This window comes from Kribbella antibiotica (genome assembly GCF_004349055.1).
In the GTDB taxonomy this organism is placed as follows: domain Bacteria; phylum Actinomycetota; class Actinomycetes; order Propionibacteriales; family Kribbellaceae; genus Kribbella; species Kribbella antibiotica.
On record NZ_SMKX01000165.1, the window covers coordinates 1 to 18,565 of the forward strand.

At 67.8% G+C, this 18,565-nt stretch carries 17 protein-coding genes and 1 riboswitch; of the genes, 3 read left to right on the forward strand and 14 right to left on the reverse strand.

The window, feature by feature from the left end:
• The 6 genes from E1263_RS35760 to E1263_RS35785 all read right to left on the reverse strand — a co-directional run.
• Nucleotides 1-715: ABC transporter ATP-binding protein (locus E1263_RS35760; protein ID WP_132175653.1), on the reverse strand; the 715-nt coding region annotated here is incomplete at its 3' end.
• 1 nt (nucleotide 716) lies between these two features.
• Nucleotides 717-1,739, reverse strand: coding sequence for a FecCD family ABC transporter permease (locus tag E1263_RS35765; protein ID WP_132175655.1), 1,023 nt, complete (start codon nucleotides 1,737-1,739; stop codon nucleotides 717-719).
• Complete coding sequence (locus tag E1263_RS35770; protein ID WP_132175657.1) at nucleotides 1,736-2,728, reverse strand: FecCD family ABC transporter permease; 993 nt, start codon at nucleotides 2,726-2,728, stop codon at nucleotides 1,736-1,738. Before E1263_RS35770 ends, E1263_RS35765 begins: the two co-directional genes overlap by 4 nt.
• Nucleotides 2,725-3,747 (reverse strand): ABC transporter substrate-binding protein, encoded by a 1,023-nt coding sequence (locus E1263_RS35775; protein WP_132175659.1) that lies wholly within the window; start codon nucleotides 3,745-3,747, stop codon nucleotides 2,725-2,727. The genes E1263_RS35770 and E1263_RS35775 overlap by 4 nt, the downstream gene beginning before the upstream one ends.
• 25 nt (nucleotides 3,748-3,772) lie before the next feature.
• A riboswitch (cobalamin riboswitch) is annotated at nucleotides 3,773-3,958 on the reverse strand.
• Between the two features lie 41 nt (nucleotides 3,959-3,999).
• A complete protein-coding gene (locus E1263_RS35780) occupies nucleotides 4,000-4,959 on the reverse strand; it encodes a hypothetical protein (protein WP_132175661.1) in 960 nt (319 codons plus the stop codon).
• A 13-nt stretch (nucleotides 4,960-4,972) separates the two neighbouring features.
• Nucleotides 4,973-6,274, reverse strand: a complete 1,302-nt coding sequence (locus E1263_RS35785; RefSeq protein ID WP_132175663.1) for an MFS transporter — start codon at nucleotides 6,272-6,274, stop codon at nucleotides 4,973-4,975.
• Between the two features lie 120 nt (nucleotides 6,275-6,394).
• On the opposite strand from E1263_RS35785, the gene E1263_RS35790 reads away from it, so the two are divergent.
• On the forward strand, nucleotides 6,395-7,195 hold the full coding sequence (locus E1263_RS35790; protein WP_132175665.1) for a hypothetical protein: 801 nt from the start codon (nucleotides 6,395-6,397) through the stop codon (nucleotides 7,193-7,195).
• Nucleotides 7,196-7,322: 127 nt separating this feature from the next.
• Here the strand turns inward: E1263_RS35790 and E1263_RS35795 are convergent, their stop codons facing one another.
• The gene (locus E1263_RS35795) at nucleotides 7,323-7,664 is read right to left on the reverse strand and encodes a sterol carrier family protein (RefSeq protein WP_132175667.1); all 342 of its coding nucleotides are present in this window, start codon (nucleotides 7,662-7,664) and stop codon (nucleotides 7,323-7,325) included.
• An 82-nt stretch (nucleotides 7,665-7,746) separates the two neighbouring features.
• On the opposite strand from E1263_RS35795, the gene E1263_RS35800 reads away from it, so the two are divergent.
• Entirely contained in the window at nucleotides 7,747-8,367 is a 621-nt protein-coding gene (locus E1263_RS35800; protein ID WP_132175669.1) for a hypothetical protein, read from the forward strand.
• Here the strand turns inward: E1263_RS35800 and E1263_RS35805 are convergent.
• From E1263_RS35805 to E1263_RS35835, 7 genes are all read right to left on the reverse strand, one after another.
• On the reverse strand, nucleotides 8,364-9,905 hold the full coding sequence (locus tag E1263_RS35805; RefSeq protein ID WP_132175671.1) for an alpha/beta hydrolase: 1,542 nt from the start codon (nucleotides 9,903-9,905) through the stop codon (nucleotides 8,364-8,366). The genes E1263_RS35800 and E1263_RS35805 overlap by 4 nt on opposite strands.
• On the reverse strand, nucleotides 9,902-10,933 hold the full coding sequence (locus tag E1263_RS35810; protein ID WP_132175685.1) for a PSP1 domain-containing protein: 1,032 nt from the start codon (nucleotides 10,931-10,933) through the stop codon (nucleotides 9,902-9,904). Before E1263_RS35810 ends, E1263_RS35805 begins: the two co-directional genes overlap by 4 nt.
• Before the next feature lie 37 nt (nucleotides 10,934-10,970).
• Nucleotides 10,971-12,035, reverse strand: coding sequence for a DUF4190 domain-containing protein (locus E1263_RS35815; RefSeq protein WP_132175673.1), 1,065 nt, complete (start codon nucleotides 12,033-12,035; stop codon nucleotides 10,971-10,973).
• A gap of 33 nt (nucleotides 12,036-12,068) precedes the next feature.
• The gene (locus E1263_RS35820) at nucleotides 12,069-12,737 is read right to left on the reverse strand and encodes a DUF4190 domain-containing protein (protein WP_132175675.1); all 669 of its coding nucleotides are present in this window, start codon (nucleotides 12,735-12,737) and stop codon (nucleotides 12,069-12,071) included.
• Nucleotides 12,738-12,859: 122 nt separating this feature from the next.
• On the reverse strand, nucleotides 12,860-14,029 hold the full coding sequence (locus E1263_RS35825) for a DNA polymerase III subunit delta' (RefSeq protein WP_132175677.1): 1,170 nt from the start codon (nucleotides 14,027-14,029) through the stop codon (nucleotides 12,860-12,862).
• On the reverse strand, nucleotides 14,026-16,014 hold the full coding sequence (tmk, locus tag E1263_RS35830; protein ID WP_132175679.1) for a dTMP kinase: 1,989 nt from the start codon (nucleotides 16,012-16,014) through the stop codon (nucleotides 14,026-14,028). The genes E1263_RS35825 and tmk overlap by 4 nt, the downstream gene beginning before the upstream one ends.
• 19 nt (nucleotides 16,015-16,033) lie before the next feature.
• A complete protein-coding gene (locus E1263_RS35835; RefSeq protein ID WP_132175681.1) occupies nucleotides 16,034-17,134 on the reverse strand; it encodes a pyridoxal phosphate-dependent aminotransferase in 1,101 nt (366 codons plus the stop codon).
• A gap of 145 nt (nucleotides 17,135-17,279) precedes the next feature.
• Between E1263_RS35835 and E1263_RS35840 the strand changes: the two genes are divergently transcribed.
• A partial coding sequence (locus E1263_RS35840) for an aminotransferase-like domain-containing protein (protein WP_202869221.1) occupies nucleotides 17,280-18,565 on the forward strand: 1,286 nt, incomplete at its 3' end.

Here is an 18,565-nt window from a genome sequence, read left to right on the forward strand (position 1 = left end):
GGTTGAACACGTTGGCGACTACTGCGGGGGTGATGACTTCGGTGGGGGTGCCGGTGGCGGCTACTTGGCCGTCTTTCAGGGCGATCAGGTGGTCGGCGTAGCGGGCGGCGAGGTTGAGGTCGTGGAGGACGAGGACGATGGTCTTCCCGTGCCGGCGGTTGAGGTCTTGGACCAGGTCGAGGATCTCTAGTTGGTGGGCCAGGTCCAGGAACGTGGTGGGCTCGTCGAGGAGCATGGTTTCGGCGTCTTGGGCGAGGGCGAGGGCGATCCAGACGCGTTGGCGTTGGCCGCCGGAGAGCTCGTCGAGGGAGCGGTTGGCGAGGTCGGCGACGCCGGTGGCAGCCAGAGCGGCACTCACCACCCGTTCGTCGTCCAACGACCATTGGCGGAACCAGCGTTGATGGGGATGCCGACCGCGGCCGACCAGGTCGGAGACGGTGATGCCGTCCGGGGCGACTGGTTGCTGCGGGAGCATGCCTAGTTGGGTCGCGAGCCGACTGGCGCTGACTTTGGCGAGGTCGATGTCATCCAGGTAGACGGCGCCGCCGCGTGGGGTGAGCAGGCGGGCGAGGCCGCGCAGCAGCGTGGATTTGCCGCTGGCGTTGGCGCCCACGATGACGGTGATCTGCCTGCGCGGGATCACCACCGACAGTTCGTGGACGACGGCGCGGCCGTCGTACGCGAGGGTCAGATGGTCGGCACGGAGTTCGGTCATGTCAGCCTCCTCGGCCGATGCGGTTGGCGCGAGCCATCAGGATGAGCAGGTACGGCGCCCCGAGGAACGCGGTCACGATGCCGACCGGCAGTTGGGTCGGCGCGAAAATCTCCCGGGCGACCAGGTCGGAAACCACTACCAGCAAGGCGCCGAGCGCACCAGCCGCAAGCAGCCCGGCGACTCGCTCAGCCACCAATCGCCGAGCGAGTTGCGGCGCAACCAATGCCACAAAGGCAATCGGCCCCGCGGCCGCAGTGGCCAGCGCCGCGAGCGCGACGCCCACGAGAATCAACAACCCTCGCGAGAGCTCAACCCGACCAGCCAGCGTCCGCGCCAAGTCGTCCCCGAGCTCCAGCAACCGCAACTGCCGCGCCCCAGCCAATGCGGCCGGCAGCAGCACAACCAAAGCCGCCCCGATCAGTACGACGTGAGTCCAGGTCCGACCGGCCAAGCTCCCGGCCAACCACTGTACGGCGCTCTTCGCGGCGTAGATGTCGGCCAACGTCAACAGATAGGCGGTCACCGAGCTGATGATCGCCGTCACGCCGATCCCGACGAGGACCAGCCGATAGCCGGAGATCCCGTCCCGATAAGCCAGCAGATACACGACGATTGCCGACAGCAACGACCCCAGCAAAGCACCCGCCGGAATCCAGCCACTCCCCAGCACAGTAATCATCAGTACGGCGGCCAACGCGGCCCCGGCGTTGACGCCGATCAGGTCCGGGCTGACCAGCGGATTACGCGCCAGCCGCTGGAAGATCGCCCCCGACACGGCGAACGCCGTACCGACTCCGATCCCCACCAGCACCCGGGGCAACCGTCCATTCACGACGATGTCATTGAGGATCAACGTCCCATGACCACTCAGCGTTTCGAGCACCAACGGCAGCGGAATCCGATAATCCCCCAGCGTCAAAGACAAAGCCCCGACCGCAAGAGTGAGCAGCCAAGCAACAAGCGAACACACCACGCTCGCCACATCAACGCGCGTCGAGACCGGCCCGACCCGAAGCGTTCTCACAGTGCAGCCATCCGGCGGCGGCGAACCAGCGCGATGAACACCGGGGCGCCAATGACCGCGGTGATAATCCCCACCTGCAACTCTGACGGCCGAGCCACCAACCGCCCCACCACATCAGCGAGCAACAACACCACCGGTGCCAGCACCATCGACCACGGAAGAATCCACCGATAGTCCGCGCCCACCAACGTCCGCGCCACATGCGGTACGGCGAGTCCCAGGAACCCGATCGGCCCCGCGATCGCAGTCGCCGTACCAGCCAAGACGACAACCGCGAGCCCAGCCATCACTCGCACCAACATCACCCGAGTCCCGAGCGACCGCGCCAACTCATCCCCCAGCGCCAGCTGATTGAGCGACCGCCCCAGCACCAACGCCAGAACGATGCCCACAGCAATGAACGGAACGGCCTGACCAATCACCGGACCAGTTGCCAAGGTCAACGATCCGACCACCCAGAACCGGAACTCGTTCAACGTCGACAGGTCCAGCAACGTGATCGCCGACGTCACCGACCCAAGCAGTGCAGAGATCGCCGCCCCGGCCAACGCAAGCTTCACCGGCGTCGCGCCGCCGCGCCCAATCGCGCCGACCAGATAGACGACCACTGTCGCAACCAATGCACCACCCATCGCAAACCAGACATACCCGGTGAGGCTGTGCACACCCAGCACCCCGATCGCCCCGACCACCGCGAGCGCCGCTCCGGCATTCACGCCGAGAATTCCCGGGTCTGCCAACGGATTCCGCGTCACGCCCTGCATCAGCGCACCCGCCAATCCAAGCGCCGCACCTGCCAACAATCCAGCGGCTGTTCGCGGTACCCGCAGATACCGGATCACCCGATCGTTGTCGCTCCCGCTGAAATCAGCCAGCGCCAGATACACATCGTGCGCCCCGAAATGCTGGTTCCCGATGCTCAACGACAGCAGGACGGACACCGCGAGGACTGCCACACACAGCAGCAGTCCGGCAGCACGCAATCTCATTTGAAGAGATCGGGATGAATCGTCTTGGCAATGTCCTCGGTCGTATAGGCACCACGAACACCGGCCGAGTGATTCGCAAACAGCCACGGTACGACGTGCTTGTTGCGCACCGCCTTGAGATTCTGGAACGCCGGGTTCGCCAGCAGCTTGTCCACGTCCGGCTGTGTCGAAGCCGGCGTCAACGCGGCATCGCAGCACCCGCTGATCAGGATGTAGTCCGGGTTCCGCTTGATCAGCTCCTCGACGCCGATCTTCACGTTCCGCTTGGCGGTCAGATCGGCGAACGCATTCACTCCACCGGCCTGCTTGATCAGCACCGTGCCGAAGTCGGGACCACCAGAGACGGTCAGCCCGCCACCCTCCAGCCCGGGCCGCAGGATTGCGACCGTCGGCCTCGGCGCGTTCTTCACCTTCGCCTCAACCGCAGCGATCCGCTTCTCTTGATCCGCGATCACAGTCTCGGCGCGATCCTCGACCCCGAACAGCTTGCCGAGGCCGCGCAGATCGGCGTACACGTTGTCCATCGTGACGCTCGCCGGGTCGATCGCCTCGTCGCCCTTACCGTCCGCGGTCGGGCAGAGCGGGCTGAAGATCCAGGTCTGGACACCGAGCTCGGCCAGGCTCTTCCGGCTGCCGAAGCTCTCGTCGCTGCCGCCACCGGCGCTGAACACGTCGTTGAATCCGGACAGCACGAAATCCGGGTTCGCCGCGAGCAGTTCTTCCCGGCTGGGCAGGTTCTTGTAGTACTTCGCCTTGGCCTGCGCACCCGCGTATTCCGGGAGCACCTCAGCGTCCAGGTACGCCGTACCGACCAGGCGATCGGAGATTCCGAGCGCGTGCGCCATCTCGATGGCCGGCTGGTACGCCGCGAACACCCGCTTCGGCGGGCCGGCGACGGTGACGTCGATCCCGCAGTTCTTCACGGTGATCGTCGACCCAGGCGGATTGTCCGCAGTCGGCGTGCCGCAACCAGCGAGCAGACCTAGCAATAGAACAGGGAGAACTGACTTACGCAGCACAGGACCGCTCCTCCAGCACCTCGTGGACGGATCACATGCCGTGGCCGGTCTCCTGGCTGACGGGACTCAGTTCACCGCCCTTTGGCCTTCCCAGCCAACACGGCCAGTGACCTCCCCCGGAGGGGATCGGTCGGTGAACTCCCGATCACAGTGGCGAGGGCCGCTCCGGCATCACACCGGCTTCCCGAGCACCACGGCGCGGCCACAGTAACACCCGCGACCGAGTCGCACGCGGCTGTATCAACCAGGGGTTCAGCGGTACTGCGAGAGCATCGCCAGCGCGAGCTGAGTCATCGTGTCCGGGTTGATCGCCCGGGCCGGGAGCGGCACGAAGTCGATCAACTGGCCGTCGCCGATCCGGATCGTGGTCCGCCCGGTCGCGGTGTCGACGTACCCCTCGTCGCCGAGCGGGAGTGCCTGCGCGGTCGGCGTCTTCCGGATCGCGGTCATCAACTCGGCAGCCTTCGGCGTACGACGCGCTGACGTCGACAGCACACCGTCCGCGGCGATCCAGCCGCAGACCAGGTCGCCGTTCGCGGTCTGTCCGTCGCGACGGAACATCGGGGGCCCGCCCATCACCTTGACCGCGGCCGCCGAACCGCGGTCACACTCCGGCCGAGTGATCAGCGGCTCCGGCGCGGGCAGCCCGTCGACCTGACGAGCGACCTCTTCCGCAAGCGCGATGTACTTCGCGAGCGTGGCCTTCGGTCCGGAGACCTTGTAGAGCTGGCCATCCAGCAGGAAGACCACGAAGCTGCTTGCCCCGAAGCCCGGCGCGGTGACACCAGGCGCGCCCACGACCGCAGGCTTCGCCGGCTCACCCTTGTACGCCTTCTGCACCGCAGCCAGCGTCGCCTTGGTCGCCGACTGCACCGACGTCCCAACCCGCAACACCGACCCGCCCAGCCCCAGCTCACACCCGTCATAAGTCACCGGTACGCCGAAATCGGCCGGCGGCGCCTTGAGCCGAATCTGCACAGACGGAACGCCGAGCGTTGCCTGCACCAGCCCCTGGTCCATCCGAACGCAGACCGTATCCGCGACCTTCGAGGCCGGCGGCGTGCTCGACGGTGTCTCGGAGGGTGTCTGAGACGGCATCGTCGGGACCGAGACGAGTGGCGGCACGCTGGGCGCGGTCTCCTGGCCAGGACCGCCGCATCCGCTGAGCAGCACGGCGGCAACGGCGAGCGGCACGACCAGACGGATACGCATAGTGTGCGAAAGCCTACGCTTCTCCGGCTTCGGCCTCGGCCCGAAGGTCGCGCTCCCGAACCGCGTGCTCGTCGGTGCGAGCGTCGTACCGCCAGAAGTCGCGCAGGGCGGCTCCGGTGGCAGCGACACCGGCCACGCAGAGGATGCCACCGCTGACGATCGACGTACGGACGCTGGTCAGGTCGGCGACCAGGCCGGAACGGGCTTGTCCGCCGAGCGGACCGAGCATGTACGAGAGCATCTCGATGCCGGCCAGCCGACCGCGCATCTCGTCGGGAATCGTCTGGTTCCAGATCACCGACCGGAACATGCCGGAGACCATGTCCGCAGCGCCGGCGAACGCGAGGAAGACGATCGCGAACCAGATATTCGGCGCCAGCCCGGCGATCCCGATCGCTGCACCCCAACAGGCCGCCGCCATCACGACGGCTCGACCATGGTGATGCACCCGGCTGGTCCAGCCGATGGTCAGCGTCGCGATCATCGCCCCGACCGCCTCGGCGCTGTAGAGAACGCCGAGCAGCTTGGGCTCCTTGAGCACCTCGGTCGCGAAGGCCGGGAACAACACGATCGGCATCGCCATGAACATCCCGACCATGTCGACGACATATGTCCCGAGCAGGTCCTTGCGGCGAGCGGCGTATTTGATTCCCTCCCCGATGACACGCAGGCTCGGTGGCTGGGAGTGCGCACCAACCTTGTAGGGCTTGAGTCGCACGTACAGCAGCGTCGCGATCGTCAGCCCAGTCAGCTCGATCCCGAAGGCCCAACTGATCCCGGCAGTGCCGACCAGTACGCCGCCCAGGGCGGGGCCGGCCAACTGTCCGGCCTGCATGGTCAATGCGTTCAGCGCGACCGCGGCCGGCAACTCGGAGTGCTTCACCACGCGCGGGAACAGCGCGTCCCGGCTCGGCCGCTGCAGTGACGCAGCGATCGCGTTCAGTGCGCCACAGACGTAGATGATCCACACCTGCGGGTTCGACAGCAGCGCATTGCTCAGCAGTACGGCGCACACCGCGACCTGCGCGATTCCGGTGAAGATGAGCATCTTTCGCCGGTCCACGTGATCGGCCAGCGCACCGCCGTACAGGCCGAAGACGACCAGCGGAAGGATGTTGACCAGGCCCATCGCGCCGACCGCGAAGTTCGAGTGGGTCAGCGAATAGAGCTGGTACGGCAGGGCGACGTACCCGAACATGCTGCCGAGAAAGAAGATCGAGCCGGAGACGACCAGGATCCGGAAGTCACGGGAACCACGCCACGGAGTCAGATCGACACGCAGCCGGGCCAGCCGCGTCCGGAAACTTGCTGCCACCGGCACATCCTGTCAGCACATCACCCCGGCGACGAACCCTTTTCTCCCTACGGTGGAACCGATTGGTTGCCTTAGGCGTCAATCTCCTGGATATTCCACTGACCGTACGGAGACAACCGGATGATCTCGACCAAGTCGGTACGCACCAAGGTGCTCGCCACTCTCGTCGCAGGGGCGGCCGCCGCAGGTGCCACCCTGCTTGCTCCCGTGACCGCGCAGGCCACGACCTCCGCACCCGTTGCGGTGACCAAGGCCGCGGCCGTCCCCGACATCCTGAAGCCGGGGCAGAAGCTGAAGGCCGGCAACTACATCCGCTCCAAGAACGGCCAGTACATCTTCATCATGCAGTCCGACGGCAACGCGGTGCTCTACAAGGGCAAGACCGCGCTGTGGTCGACCGCCACCAACCGCAAGGCCTCGGTGCTGGTGATGCAGAAGAACGGCAACCTGGAGGTCGTCTCCGGCAAGACCGTCGTCTGGCAGAGCAACACCGGCACCAGCCCGGGCGCGATCCTGGCCGTGCAGAACGACAACAACCTGGTGATCTACAACACCCGCGGCAAGCCCAACTGGAGCCGCATCATGGTGGTCGGCACCCTGGGCGTGAACCGGGTGCTGAAGTTCCCGGAGTACCTGACCTCGGTGAACCGGGTCTACCGCCTGCAGATGCAGAGCGACGGCAACCTGGTGCTGGTGAAGAACCAGAAGACCCCGCTGTGGAGCACCAAGACGCAGAGCAAGGGCGCCTTCACGGTCATGCAGTCCGACGGCAACCTGGTCGTCTACAGCGCCGCCAAGAAGCCGCTGTGGTCGAGCAAGACCACCCGCGCGGGCTCGGTGCTGGTCGCCCAGAACAACGGTGACGTCCAGATCCTGAACGGCCGCACGGTCGTCTGGCACACGAACACCGCCGGTCGCTGAGAATTTTCTCGATTATTTTCTTCGGCCAGTGAACTTTCTGGCCGGTCGATGCGTCTTGTAAGTAGCCGCGGCACCCGGGGCGGGGTGTCGCGGCCCCTTTATGCCTTGAGTTATCGCTGCTCGGTGATCAATTGGTTACCAAGGGCAACAATTCGCTGAGATCGGTGCGTTCACCGCTCGCGCGAAGCTTCCCGGTACTGCGTGCCTCGGCCCAGGTGGTCCGGCCCAGCGCGAGATCGATCCACAACTCGGGCGGCAGCTCGACCACCGCGCCCGGCGTTCCCCGGGTGTGCCGCGGGCCCTCGATGCACTGCACAGCGCCGTACGGCGGGACGCGGACCTCGACCGCGTGGCCGGGAGCCTTCGCGACCAGGCGTTTGAGCAACTCCTTCGTCAGGAGTTTCAGCTCGGGGCGCTCGGCCGTGCCCGCGTCGTACCGCACTAGTGCTTCGTCAAAGGGCGTGCTCACGACGTGCCAGCGTACGCGCGAATTTCGGGGACGCCCCCCTCGTGAACGATAATCAGACTGGAGAAAACGGAAGCGAGGTCCGATGCTCACGCCCAGGCACCAGGCACTGCTGATGACGCTGGCGGGGATGACCGTCGGCGTTGCAGTCTTCGGCATCGCGCTGGCCATCAACGGCAGCGGCGACGACGACAAGCGCGCGACGGATGTCGTGACCAGTCAAACCACCCCAAGTACGACACCCCGCGGCGACGGTCTGCAGGCCGACAGTCTGCAGTTCGCGGCGCAGACCTTCGGCACCAATCGGGCACCGGTCTCCGCCGACGTTCCGACGACCTGGCGAGCGACGCACGACGGTGAGCGGCCACGGTTCCAGGACCCGAGCGGCGTCTGGCAGATTCGGTTCGACACCCGGGGCAGCAGCAAGTCCCCGGAGCGCCAGGTGAGCGACCGCGAGCGCAGCATCAAGGAGTCGCAGCTCTCCGTGCTGAGCCGCGACAACGGCACGCTCATCTACACGTACGTCGACGGCGCCCGCGGACCGCGGATGGGCCTGTCACGCTGGGTCCCCACCGCTGCTGGCGGCGACACCGCAGTCGAGATCACCGTCGGTGGCCGCCCACAGGACGAGGCCGCGCTGCGGGCCGTCCTCGAGCGAGCCACGCACTCACTCCAGGTATCGGAGGCGGGCAACCGCCCTAGTTAGCAGTTGACGTCTGCTGTTGGGGCCTGGCCCTGCAGCAGGTAGGTCTCGACGATGTTGTCGACGCACGCGTTGCCGGCCTTGTAGCCGGTGTGGCCGTCACCGTCACGGGTGAGGAGCACGCCGCTGTCGAGCTGCTTGGCCAGCCCGACGGCCCAGTCGTACGGCGTGGCTGGGTCGCGCGTCGTACCGACCACGACGATCGGCTTCGCGCCGGCCGCCTTGATCGCGTGCGGCTTGTCCTCGGCCTTGACCGGCCAGTTCGCACAGGCGAGCGAGCCCCAGAGCAGGAACGACCCGAACCGCGGAGACGCCGCCTTGTACTTCGGCTCCTCGGCCTTGGCCTGCGCCACCGAGGCGATATCCGGACGATCCACGCAGTTCACCGCGTAGATGACCTCGTTCTGGTTGTTCGCGTAGCCGGCGCTCGAACGCTCGGTGTACTGGTCGGCGAGCGCGAGCAACCGGGCGCCCTTGCCGTCCAGACCGTCGAGCACAGCGTCCTCGAGCCGCGGCCACAGCTCCTGCGAGTAGAGCGGGTAGATGACCCCGAGCACGACAATCGCCTGGGTGACCTTGCGGTCCTTGTCACCGGGCAGCGGGGTCGCATCGCTGTCGTTGATCAGCTTGTCGACCTTGCCCAGCACCTCGGCCTTGCTGTTGCCCAGCCGGCACTGCCGCTGCGCACAGTCCGCAGCGAACGCATCGAGCGCGGTGTCGAACCCCTTCGCCTGAGCGATGTTGTTCTCCTGCGACGTCTTCGACGGGTCGACCGCACCGTCGAGGACCAGCCGGCCGACGTTCTTCGGGAACAGCTCGGCGTACGTCGCGCCGAGGAAGGTGCCGTACGAATAGCCCAGGTAGTTCAGCTGGCTGTCACCGACGATGCCCCGCAGTACGTCGATATCGCGAGCCGCGTCCTTGGTCCCGACATGCGGGAGGAGCTCGCCGGAGCGCTGCTCACAACCGTCGGCCAGCGTCTTGGCCTCGTCGTTCAGTTCGGTGATCTCGGCTTCGTCGTCCGGACTTCCGTCAGCGGCGATGAACTTGTCCAGCTGCTCGGTGTCCAGGCACTTCACCGGCGTCGACTCCCCGACCCCGCGCGGGTCCCAGCCGATCACGTCGAACTTGCGCAGCAGCGACGCACCGAGCGCGAACCCGGCCGACGCGGCGAACTCGACGCCCGAACCACCCGGTCCGCCCGGGTTGACGAACAGCGTCCCGACCCGGCCGGCGCGATCGCGGGCGAGCACCTTGCGGGCGCGCAGCTCGATCGTCTTGCCGGCCGGCTTGGTGTAGTCCAGCGGCACCTTGATCGTGGCGCACTGCTGGTTGCTGCCGCAGCGCTCCCAGACCGGCTGCTGGTTGTAGAACTGCTCCAGCCCCGCAGGAATCGGTCCGGCCGGGCCCTTCGACGGGCCGCCGCCAGTACTCGTCCCGCCCGGGCCGCCCTCGGCGTTCTGCGCCCGGCTCGCCACGCCACATCCACTGAGCAGTACCGCGAGAGCGGCCAACATCACGGTCGTCTTGCGGAATTTCACTGCTCAGGTTCTCCTTCTTCGTGGTTCAGCCGGCGCCGGCGCCTCGGCTTGCGTTGCCGCCGTTCCTCAGCCGTTTCTGCCACCGGCTCGACGACTGCCGGCTCTTCCGCAACGACGGCCACCGGTTCGACGACTGCCGGTTCCGGCTCGGGTGCCCGGACGGCGGGGGTCGGAAGCTCAACCGGTACGGCGTCCGGCGTCGTCGTACTGGAGGCTTCGTACTGCTGGCGCGGTGAGCACACGTCCGCACGGCTGCAGGCGCAGCGCCGGCCGGAAGCCGCCAGCCGGACCACGACGGTGTCGCTCGGAACGTTGTGCCCGACGACCACTCCATCACCCGCGGGGGTCTCCACCGCGGTCCCGACGGCCGGGGCCTTCGCGTTGTACTCCTGGTAGAGCGGGTGCTCGTACTTCAGGCAGCACATCAGCCGCCCACAGGCACCAGAAATCTTCAGCGGGTTCAGCGGCAGGTCCTGGTCCTTCGCCATCCGCACGCTGACCGGCTCGAAGTCCTTCAGGAACGTCGCACAGCACAGATCGCGCCCGCACGGCCCGATCCCGCCCTGCAACCGGGCCTCGTCGCGCGCGCCGACCTGCCGCAGCTCGATCCGCGCCCGCAGCCCACGGGCAAGATCCCGCACGAGCTCGCGGAAATCCACGCGATGCGGTGCGGAGAAGTACACGATCACCAACTGGTCGACATCGGCCCGCCGGTCGACGAAGTCGATGCCGACGACCTTCATCGGCAGGTCGTGCTGCCGGATCAGCTTCTTGGCGATCACTCGCGCGTCGGCCCGGCGCTGCCGATTCTGCTCGTCGCGGTCGAGGTCCGCCGTACCGGCGATGCCGTCACACAGCGGAAGCCCACCGATCTCCTCGGTGACGAACTGCGGCGCCCAGACACACTCGGCGACCTCAGGACCGTCGTCGGTCGGGACCAGCACTTTGTCCCCGACCCGCGGTCGATGCGGGCCGGGATCCAGGTAATACAGCCGCCCGTAGCGCTCGAACGACACCGCCATCACCATGCCCACGCGGTCAGAGTACTTGCCGTGGGTCAGAAGATCAGCGTTTAGTGCCCTTCACCGATCCGGTCATCGGGCCGCCGTACGCAGTGCAGACGACCAGCCGGTCGTCATCCTCGTCCCAGGTCTCCTCGGTGGGCACGTACCAGCCGAGGTCGAAGATGGACTTCTCGTCGCTGATCCCGACGTAGCGCGCGAACTCGCTGGCACAGCGGCCCTTGCCGGTCAGGTCGATCGCACGTTCACCTGGATACGGGCCGTCCGGGAGCGTCACGTTGGAGATGATCTCGCCGTCGTGACCCAGCCCGCAGTCCCTACGGATCACCTCGCCGTCCTCGTTGCCGTCGTTGAAACACTCGCCGACGGCCAGGTCCTCGACGTACGTGCCGGAGCTGTAGGAGCTCGACGGGCTCGGATACGGCGAGCTGTTGGCGTCGTCGTAGGCAAGCCCGAGCCCGACGAACAGCGCGATCAGCAGTCCGCCGCCGACCGTGACGATGGCGCCGCTGATGATGCCGGTGATCGCCATCCCCTTACCGTCTTGCGGGCGACGCTTGAGCTGCACCAGCGCTGCGATCCCGAGCCCGACGCCGAAGGGCGCCGAGATCCCGATCATCAAGCTGCCGAGCCCGCAGACCAGGGAGGCGATCGCCAGCGAGTTCGTGCCGTTCCCGCCCTGCGCCGGATACCCGTAGCCATAGGCGGCCGGATACCCCGGCTGGCCATAACCGGGCTGTCCGTAGCCCGGCTGCTGCTGCCCGTACGGCGCCTGTCCCGGAGCCTGTCCGTAGCCCGGTTGCTGCACTGGCTGCTGGACCGGCGGCTGGCCGTACGGCGGCTGCACCGGCGGCGGCGGCCCGTACGGCGTTTGCCCGCTCGGCTGTCCGTACGGCGCCTGCCCAGGCGTGGAACCGGGCGCTACCCAGCCGGACTGCGGTGGCTGTGCAGGCGGTGCGGGCTGGGTGGGGAGCTGCTGCGTCGGATCCGACGTCGGCAGCGGCTGTGTCGCATCCTGCGGAGGCTCACTCGGGCGTGCGTAATTCGGGAAGGACCTTGGCGTGTCCTGTGGCCGGTCCGGTTCCTGACCGTACGGTGGCTGACTCACAAACTCCCCCAGATGATTCCCCCGCGAACCACGCTATCGCTGCGATCCGCGCATGCTACCGCTGAGCCGGGTCCCCGGCATCCCCACCAAACACAATACGTTGCCGTCAGCAACCGCGCGATCCACCAGGACGACGTAGTACATGTCCAGCTCCGACTGCTCGTACGGTTTCCCGATGAAGGTCCCGAACGCGGTCGTGCACTCCCGGGTCGCGAGCGTCTGCGCCTGCTCCGTCGACGCGCCGACCAGCTCCGCGCGCACCCTGGCGTAGGCCTCGCCGTTGTGCGCGGTCCGGCAGTTCGCGATCCGCGCCATCCGCAGTGTGTCCGCCTCCAGATCCGCGTCGAAACAGCGCCCGACCTCGACCTGGGCGATCGGCACCGTCTTCCCGACCCCGTCGCGCAGCTGCCCGGACAGGCCGAGCGCCACTGCAACTCCGGTGATGATCCCCCAACACAGGCAGACCGCCAGAGCGCCGTACGCGAACCGCTTCCCGCTACCGCCGGTGCGCTTGATCCGCCGCAGCGCGATCCCCGCCAGCACCACCGCGACCGGGACCAGCCCGGGCAGGCTCGTCACCAGCGCCGCCACGGCGTACCGGTCCTGCCGCTGCTGCGCCGGCGTCGGCACGCCGTCCAGCCACGACTCCGCCGACGGTAGCGACGGCCGGGCAGGCGGCATCGGAGCAGGCGGCTGGGTCATGGGTGTCCGTTCGGGCGAAGCGGCCGAGCGAGCTGTTTTGCCCGGACACACGAACATCGCTCGGATGAGCGCAGGTGTTACAGCGGCCGTCCAGCCAACGGACCGCCATCTCAGTGGCTGGTTCAGCCCTCGAAGAGGCCGATCGTCATTGCCTCGAGTGCGAGCAGGGGCGCGACATTCGTCTCGATCGCCTCGCGACAGTGGGTGATCGCGCCGAGCCGCCGCACGGTCGACTCCGGCGTGGTCCGCGCGCCCAGTGCCTCGATCTGGCGGGTCAGCTCGGCGTTGATCAGCTCGGCGCCGGCCTTGGTCTGCAGCACCAGCACATCGCGGTAGAGCGCCATCAGGTCGACCAGTGACCGGTCCAGTACGTCGCGTTCCCAGCGCTTGGCGCGTGCCTTCTGCTGGTCCTCGAGCTCCTTCAGCGCGGCGTTCGCCTCGCGCGGCTTCGCGCCCTTGGTACCGACGCCGAGCGCCTGCTCCAGCGCGGCCCGCTCCTTCTCGTCGACCTTCTCCGCGCTCGCCTTGGCCTCTTCCTTCGCCGCCTCGACCAGCTGCTGCGCAGCCTTCAGGCACGCCCCGAGATCCCGCAGCGCGAACGGCACCTCCAGCACCTTCGACCGCCGCGCCCGGACGTCCTCGTCGCGTGCCAGGGCCCGGGCCCGACCGATGTGCCCCTGCGCAGCCCGCGCCGCGAACCCGGCCAGCTCCGGATCGATCTCCAGCTTCCGCACCAGCATCTGCGCCACCGCGTTCACCGGCGGCGTCCGCAGCACCAGCAGGCGGCAGCGCGATCGAATCGTCGGCACGACGTCTTCCACCGTCGGCGCGCACAACACCCACACTGTGCGAGGCGCGGGCTCCTCAATGCTCTTCAACAGCGCATCGGCCGCCTGCTCGGTCAGCCGGTCGGCGTCCTCGATCACCATCACCTGCCACCGGCCCTGCGTCGGGCTCATCGCGGCCCGGCGAACCAGCTCGCGGATCTCGCTGACCCGAATCGACAGCAGCTCGGTCCGGATCAGTGACACATCCGGGTGCGCTCCGGTGAGGACTGTCTTGCAGCCGTTGCACTCACCGCAGCCCTGGTCAGGGCACTGCAGCGCCGCCGCAAACGCGCGCCCCGCATTCGAACGCCCCGAACCGGGCGGCCCGGTGATCAACCACGCATGCGTCATCCCGACCACAGCAGCCCCGGACTCACCCCGGATCGCCGCCGCAGCTCCCGACACAGCCTTCCGCAGTACGGCGACCGCCGGCTCCTGACCCACGAGGTCGTCCCAAACCGTCATACCGTGGTCACTTTCGGAAGCAGCGGTTGCAGGCGTCCGCGGATCTGTTTGGCGATCTCTTCGCGGTCCTGGGTGGCGTCGACGACGAGGTAGTACTGCGGCTCGGCCGCTGCCAGCTCGAGGAACGCCGTCCGCACGCGCTCATGGAAGTCGGCCGACTGCGCCTCGATCCGGTCGCGCTCGACGAAGCGGCCGAGGCCGCTCCTCGGCGGTAGGTCGAGGATGACGGTCAGGTTCGGCCGGAGGTCGTCGGTGGCCCAGCGGTTGACCCGCTCGACATCGGCCACGTCCAGGTCGCGCCCCGAACCCTGGTAGGCGAGCGCAGAATCGACGTACCGGTCGGTGATCACGACGGTGCCGGACTTGAGGGCGGGCTTGATCACCGAATCGACGTGCTCGGCCTTGTCGGCCGCGTAGATCAGCGCTTCGGCCCGATGCGAGATGTCGCCGGTGGCGGGATCGAGGATGATCCGCCGCAGCTCCTGCCCGAGGTCGGTCGCACCAGGCTCCCGCGTCAGCAGCACCTCCTGGCCCTGCTCCTTCAGCCACTCGACGAGCAGCGCGGACTGCGTCGACTTCCCCGCGCCCTCACCGCCCTCCAAGGCAATGAACAGCCCGGTCGTCGGGTAGACACCAGGCGTCTTGCCGAAGCTGCGCCGCAGGTCGCGCCAGAACGGGACGCCGGGTCGGTCGTCCATCTGCCGCCAGGCCAGCATCCCGATCACGCCGGCCAGGATCGCGGCAATCAGCATCGTGATCGAGGCGCCGTTGTAGCTCACCGAGTGACCGGAGACCGAGTAGGTGTGCCGCCCGATCGCACCGGCCACGAACGGCGCGATCGCCAGCGTGACCGCCAGCACGGTCCGGACAGCGGACTGCACGAACGCGAACGTCCGGCCGCGGACCGCGTCCGGCACCTCGAGCCCGAGCAGCGTGTACCCCGAGACCCAGGATGCTCCGGCGCAGAAACCGAGCAGGATCGCGATCATCGTCGCGATCTCGATCTGCTGGATCAGTGCCAGCCCGGCCAGGCAGATCCCCGAGCCGACCAGACCGGCCGCGAACAGCCGCCGCCGGGACAGCCCGGAGAAGATCCGCGGGGCGAACCCCATCCCGAGCGCGAGACCACCGAAGACTGCGCCGAACAGAACGCCGTACCCGGGGTCGCCGGCGTCGAGATCCTCGACATACGTGCGGCCGAGGCCGATGACCACCGCACCGGCCGCGAAGGCGCCGGAGATTCCGACCACCAGGCCGCGGATGACCGGCGTACCGGTCACATAGGACCAGCCCTCGACCATGGTCCGCCACAGCGTCGGGTGTTCCTCGTGGTCGTGGACCGCACGGCCGATCTCGCGGATGGAGATGATCGCGAAACCGGAGACGGCGAAGGTCGCGGCGTTCACGTAGACCGCGAGGTCGATGGCGAAGTCACCCGCCCACCGGCTGACCAGCGTGATCGCGGTGAAGATCGCCGCCGCCGGCAGCGCACTCCCGTACGTCGTGATCAGGCTGAGCTGGTTGGCCGCCTCAAGGCGGTGCCGGGGCACCAGGTTCGGCACGCTGGCGTCCTTGGCCGGGCCCCAGATCAGGCTGACGATCTCGATCAGCACCGTGGCCACCAGCACCCAGGTGAGGGTGCCGACGATCGGGATACTGACGAAGAACGCCGCCCGGATGAAGTCGCCGATGATCATCGTCGCGCGCCGGTCGAGCCGGTCCGCGACCCAGCCGGCCACCGGTCCCATCACGAGCGCCGGCAGCACCCGGAGGAACAGGACGCCGCCGATCGCGAAGTTCGCCGCCTGGTAGTCGTCACCGGCAAACGACTTCGCCATCGCGGTCAGCGCGAGCAGCCCGATCCAGTCACCGAGACTGGACAGCCCGAACGCGATCCACAGTCGCCGGAACGCCTTTATCCGCAACACCGCGCGCACATCGTGCGCGGGTGCAGGATCGGTCAGCGGGTCATATACCTCCGGCACGCCGCCAAGACTAGTCGGCTCATTGGACAGCTTTGTGCAGTGCGGTGGTCAGGGCGTCCAGCGCGGCCTTCAGTTCGACCGGCGGCGGGTAGCCGAAACCGAGGCGGAAGACCCGTGGCTCGTCGGTGAACCACTCCCCTTCGGCAAGCCGGACGCTCAACTCTCCGGTCGCCTCCCGGAATCGCTCGAGGTCGATCTGCGGACGGAGCCTGATGGTGCAAAGAGCTCCGGCATCCGGGCGGACCCACTCGACCAGGTCGGCGTTCGCGGCCACCCACTCCGCGGTGGCTGCGACCCCCTCAGCCAACAGTGGACGTCTGGTGGCGAGGATCTCGTCCTGCAGCTCGAAGACCCGGACCGCCAGAGCTTCGGTCAGCGGGGAACCGCTCACGACCGTGCTGAACTTCGCAGTCACCAGGCGATCGACAAGCTCAGCATCAGTGCTGATCGCCCAGCCGACGCGCAGCCCGGCCGCGCCGTGGCATTTGGAGAGCGACGCCACGGTCACCACCTTGTCGCCGAACTGGAGAGCTGACTCAGCGATCGGATCGTCGCCGTACGAGGCAGTGCGGTAGGTGTCGTCGACCAGCAGGTACGCCTCTGGGCAGGTGGACGCCATGGCTGCGTAGATCTCGCGGAGGGTGTTGAGCGGTATGGCGACGCCAGAGGGGTTCTGTGGGCTCGCCAGACTGACCAGCTTGGTGTCAGGGGTGAGCTGGGCGATGACATCGGCTGCCTGGAGTTGGTAGCCGGTGTCGAAGGTCAGCTCGACCACTCTGACCTCCGCACCGACCGCGTGACACACGCTGCGAGCCATGGGGAACAGGGGTGCAGTGGTGACGACCTGGCCGCCGTCGGCAACCAAGAACGCCAGCAGGAAGAGCGCATGCTGCCCGCCAATCGTGACGACCACCTGGTCGGGCTCGACCTGATGTGCTTTGGCGATCGCAGCCCGCAGCTTCGGATCGCCTTGTGCGGTGCCATAGCCGAGCTCTAGCTCGGCGATCTCCGGAGTCAGGAGGTCAGCGACGCGCAGCTCCGGGCCGTAGCTCTCACCGAGGTCGTGGCGCGGGTGGGCCTCGGACAGGGTCTGGATGGGGTTCCGCACGAAGTTCGCCATACCTCCGATGCTCCAACGCCAGGGCTGGCCACCCCAGAGCCAATCCGGCAGAATTGGTTTGGCAATGAGACCAATCGAACTTTTAGACCGTCTCGGCCGGTGGTCATCCGGTCGAGGGCCCCTGTATGTGCTGCTCGCATCCCGGATGCGCCAGCTCATCGACGACGGTGAACTGCCCGCGGGTGCGCTTCTACCGCCGGACCGGACGCTGGCTGAGGCTCTGGCCGTCGGCCGCACCACTGTGGTCGCGGCCTACGACCTGCTGCGCTCAGAAGGCCGCATCACCCGCCGCCAGGGCAGTGGGACGCGAGTAGCCGGGACACCGGTCGCCTCTGACGACCTGCCGGCCGATCCGATCTTCCTGGGCTCACTGGAGACGCGCGACGACGGCGTACTGCTCGCTATCTGCGCAGCGCCCGGTGAGCCACCACCTGAGCTGGCCGAGGCCTACGCCCGGATCATCCCCGAGCTGACGACCATCACTGGCGACATCGGCTACTACCCGTACGGCCACCTCTCCCTCCGTACGGCGATCGCCGCCCGCTACACCCAGTACGGCGTTCCGACCGTGGCTGACCAGGTGCTCGTCACCAACGGCGGTCAGCAGGCACTGTCTTTGCTGGCGCACGCCCTCGTGTCGCCCGGCGACCAGGTGCTCGCCGAGGCGCCCACCTTCCCTGGCGCCCTGGAGGTCTTTCGGGAGCAGGGCGCAGTGCTCCGCGGACTGCCAGTCGGGCTGGACGGCTTCGAATCCGCCGTACGGGAACGGCGTCCGGCCTTGGCCTACGTGATTCCGACGTACCAGAACCCCACCGGCTCAGTGCTTCCCCGACTGGACCGACAGCGCCTGGCACGCGCTGCCGCGGCGGCCGACGTACCGCTGATCGAGGACGAGGTCCCCGCCGACCTGGGCTTCCCCGGCCAAGACCGCCCCACTGCCATGGCGGCGTACGGGCCCTCTGTCATCTCTATCGGCTCCCTCAGCAAGAGCATCTGGGGCGGCCTCCGCATCGGCTGGATCCGCGCCGCCGCGCCTTTCATCACCCGCCTGGCCCGCCTCCGAGCCGTCCACGACCTGGGCGGCAACGTCCCCGCCCAACTAGCCGCCGCCCACCTGGTCCCGTTGTTGGACGACCTGAACGTAGGCGCCACCCTGGCCACCCGCCACACCCACCTCACCGGACTGCTGGCCCAGCACCTCCCCACCTGGACCTACCCCAAGCTCACCGGCGGCCAAGTCCTCTGGATCCGCCTCCCCACCGGCGACGGCAACTCCTTCGCCCAAACCGCCCTCCGCCACGGCATAGCCGTCCTCCCCGGCGCCGGCCTAGACATCACCGGCGCCAGCGCCGGCTACATCCGCCTCCACTTCCACACCCCCGAGGCAACCCTCACCGAATCCGTCAACCGTCTAAGGACAGCCTGGCACGC

Excerpts from the sequence above, each read along its gene's own strand:
- E1263_RS35780 (WP_132175661.1), bottom strand. The coding sequence starts at position 4,959 with ATGCGTATCCGTCTGGTCGTGCCGCTCGCCGTTGCCGCCGTGCTGCTC.
- E1263_RS35820 (WP_132175675.1), bottom strand. The coding sequence starts at position 12,737 with ATGACCCAGCCGCCTGCTCCGATGCCGCCTGCCCGGCCGTCGCTACCG.
- E1263_RS35810 (WP_132175685.1), bottom strand. The coding sequence starts at position 10,933 with ATGGTGATGGCGGTGTCGTTCGAGCGCTACGGGCGGCTGTATTACCTG.
- E1263_RS35825 (WP_132175677.1), bottom strand. The coding sequence starts at position 14,029 with ATGACGGTTTGGGACGACCTCGTGGGTCAGGAGCCGGCGGTCGCCGTA.
- E1263_RS35835 (WP_132175681.1), bottom strand. The coding sequence starts at position 17,134 with ATGGCGAACTTCGTGCGGAACCCCATCCAGACCCTGTCCGAGGCCCAC.
- E1263_RS35800 (WP_132175669.1), top strand. The coding sequence starts at position 7,747 with ATGCTCACGCCCAGGCACCAGGCACTGCTGATGACGCTGGCGGGGATG.
- E1263_RS35770 (WP_132175657.1), bottom strand. The coding sequence starts at position 2,728 with ATGAGATTGCGTGCTGCCGGACTGCTGCTGTGTGTGGCAGTCCTCGCG.
- E1263_RS35790 (WP_132175665.1), top strand. The coding sequence starts at position 6,395 with ATGATCTCGACCAAGTCGGTACGCACCAAGGTGCTCGCCACTCTCGTC.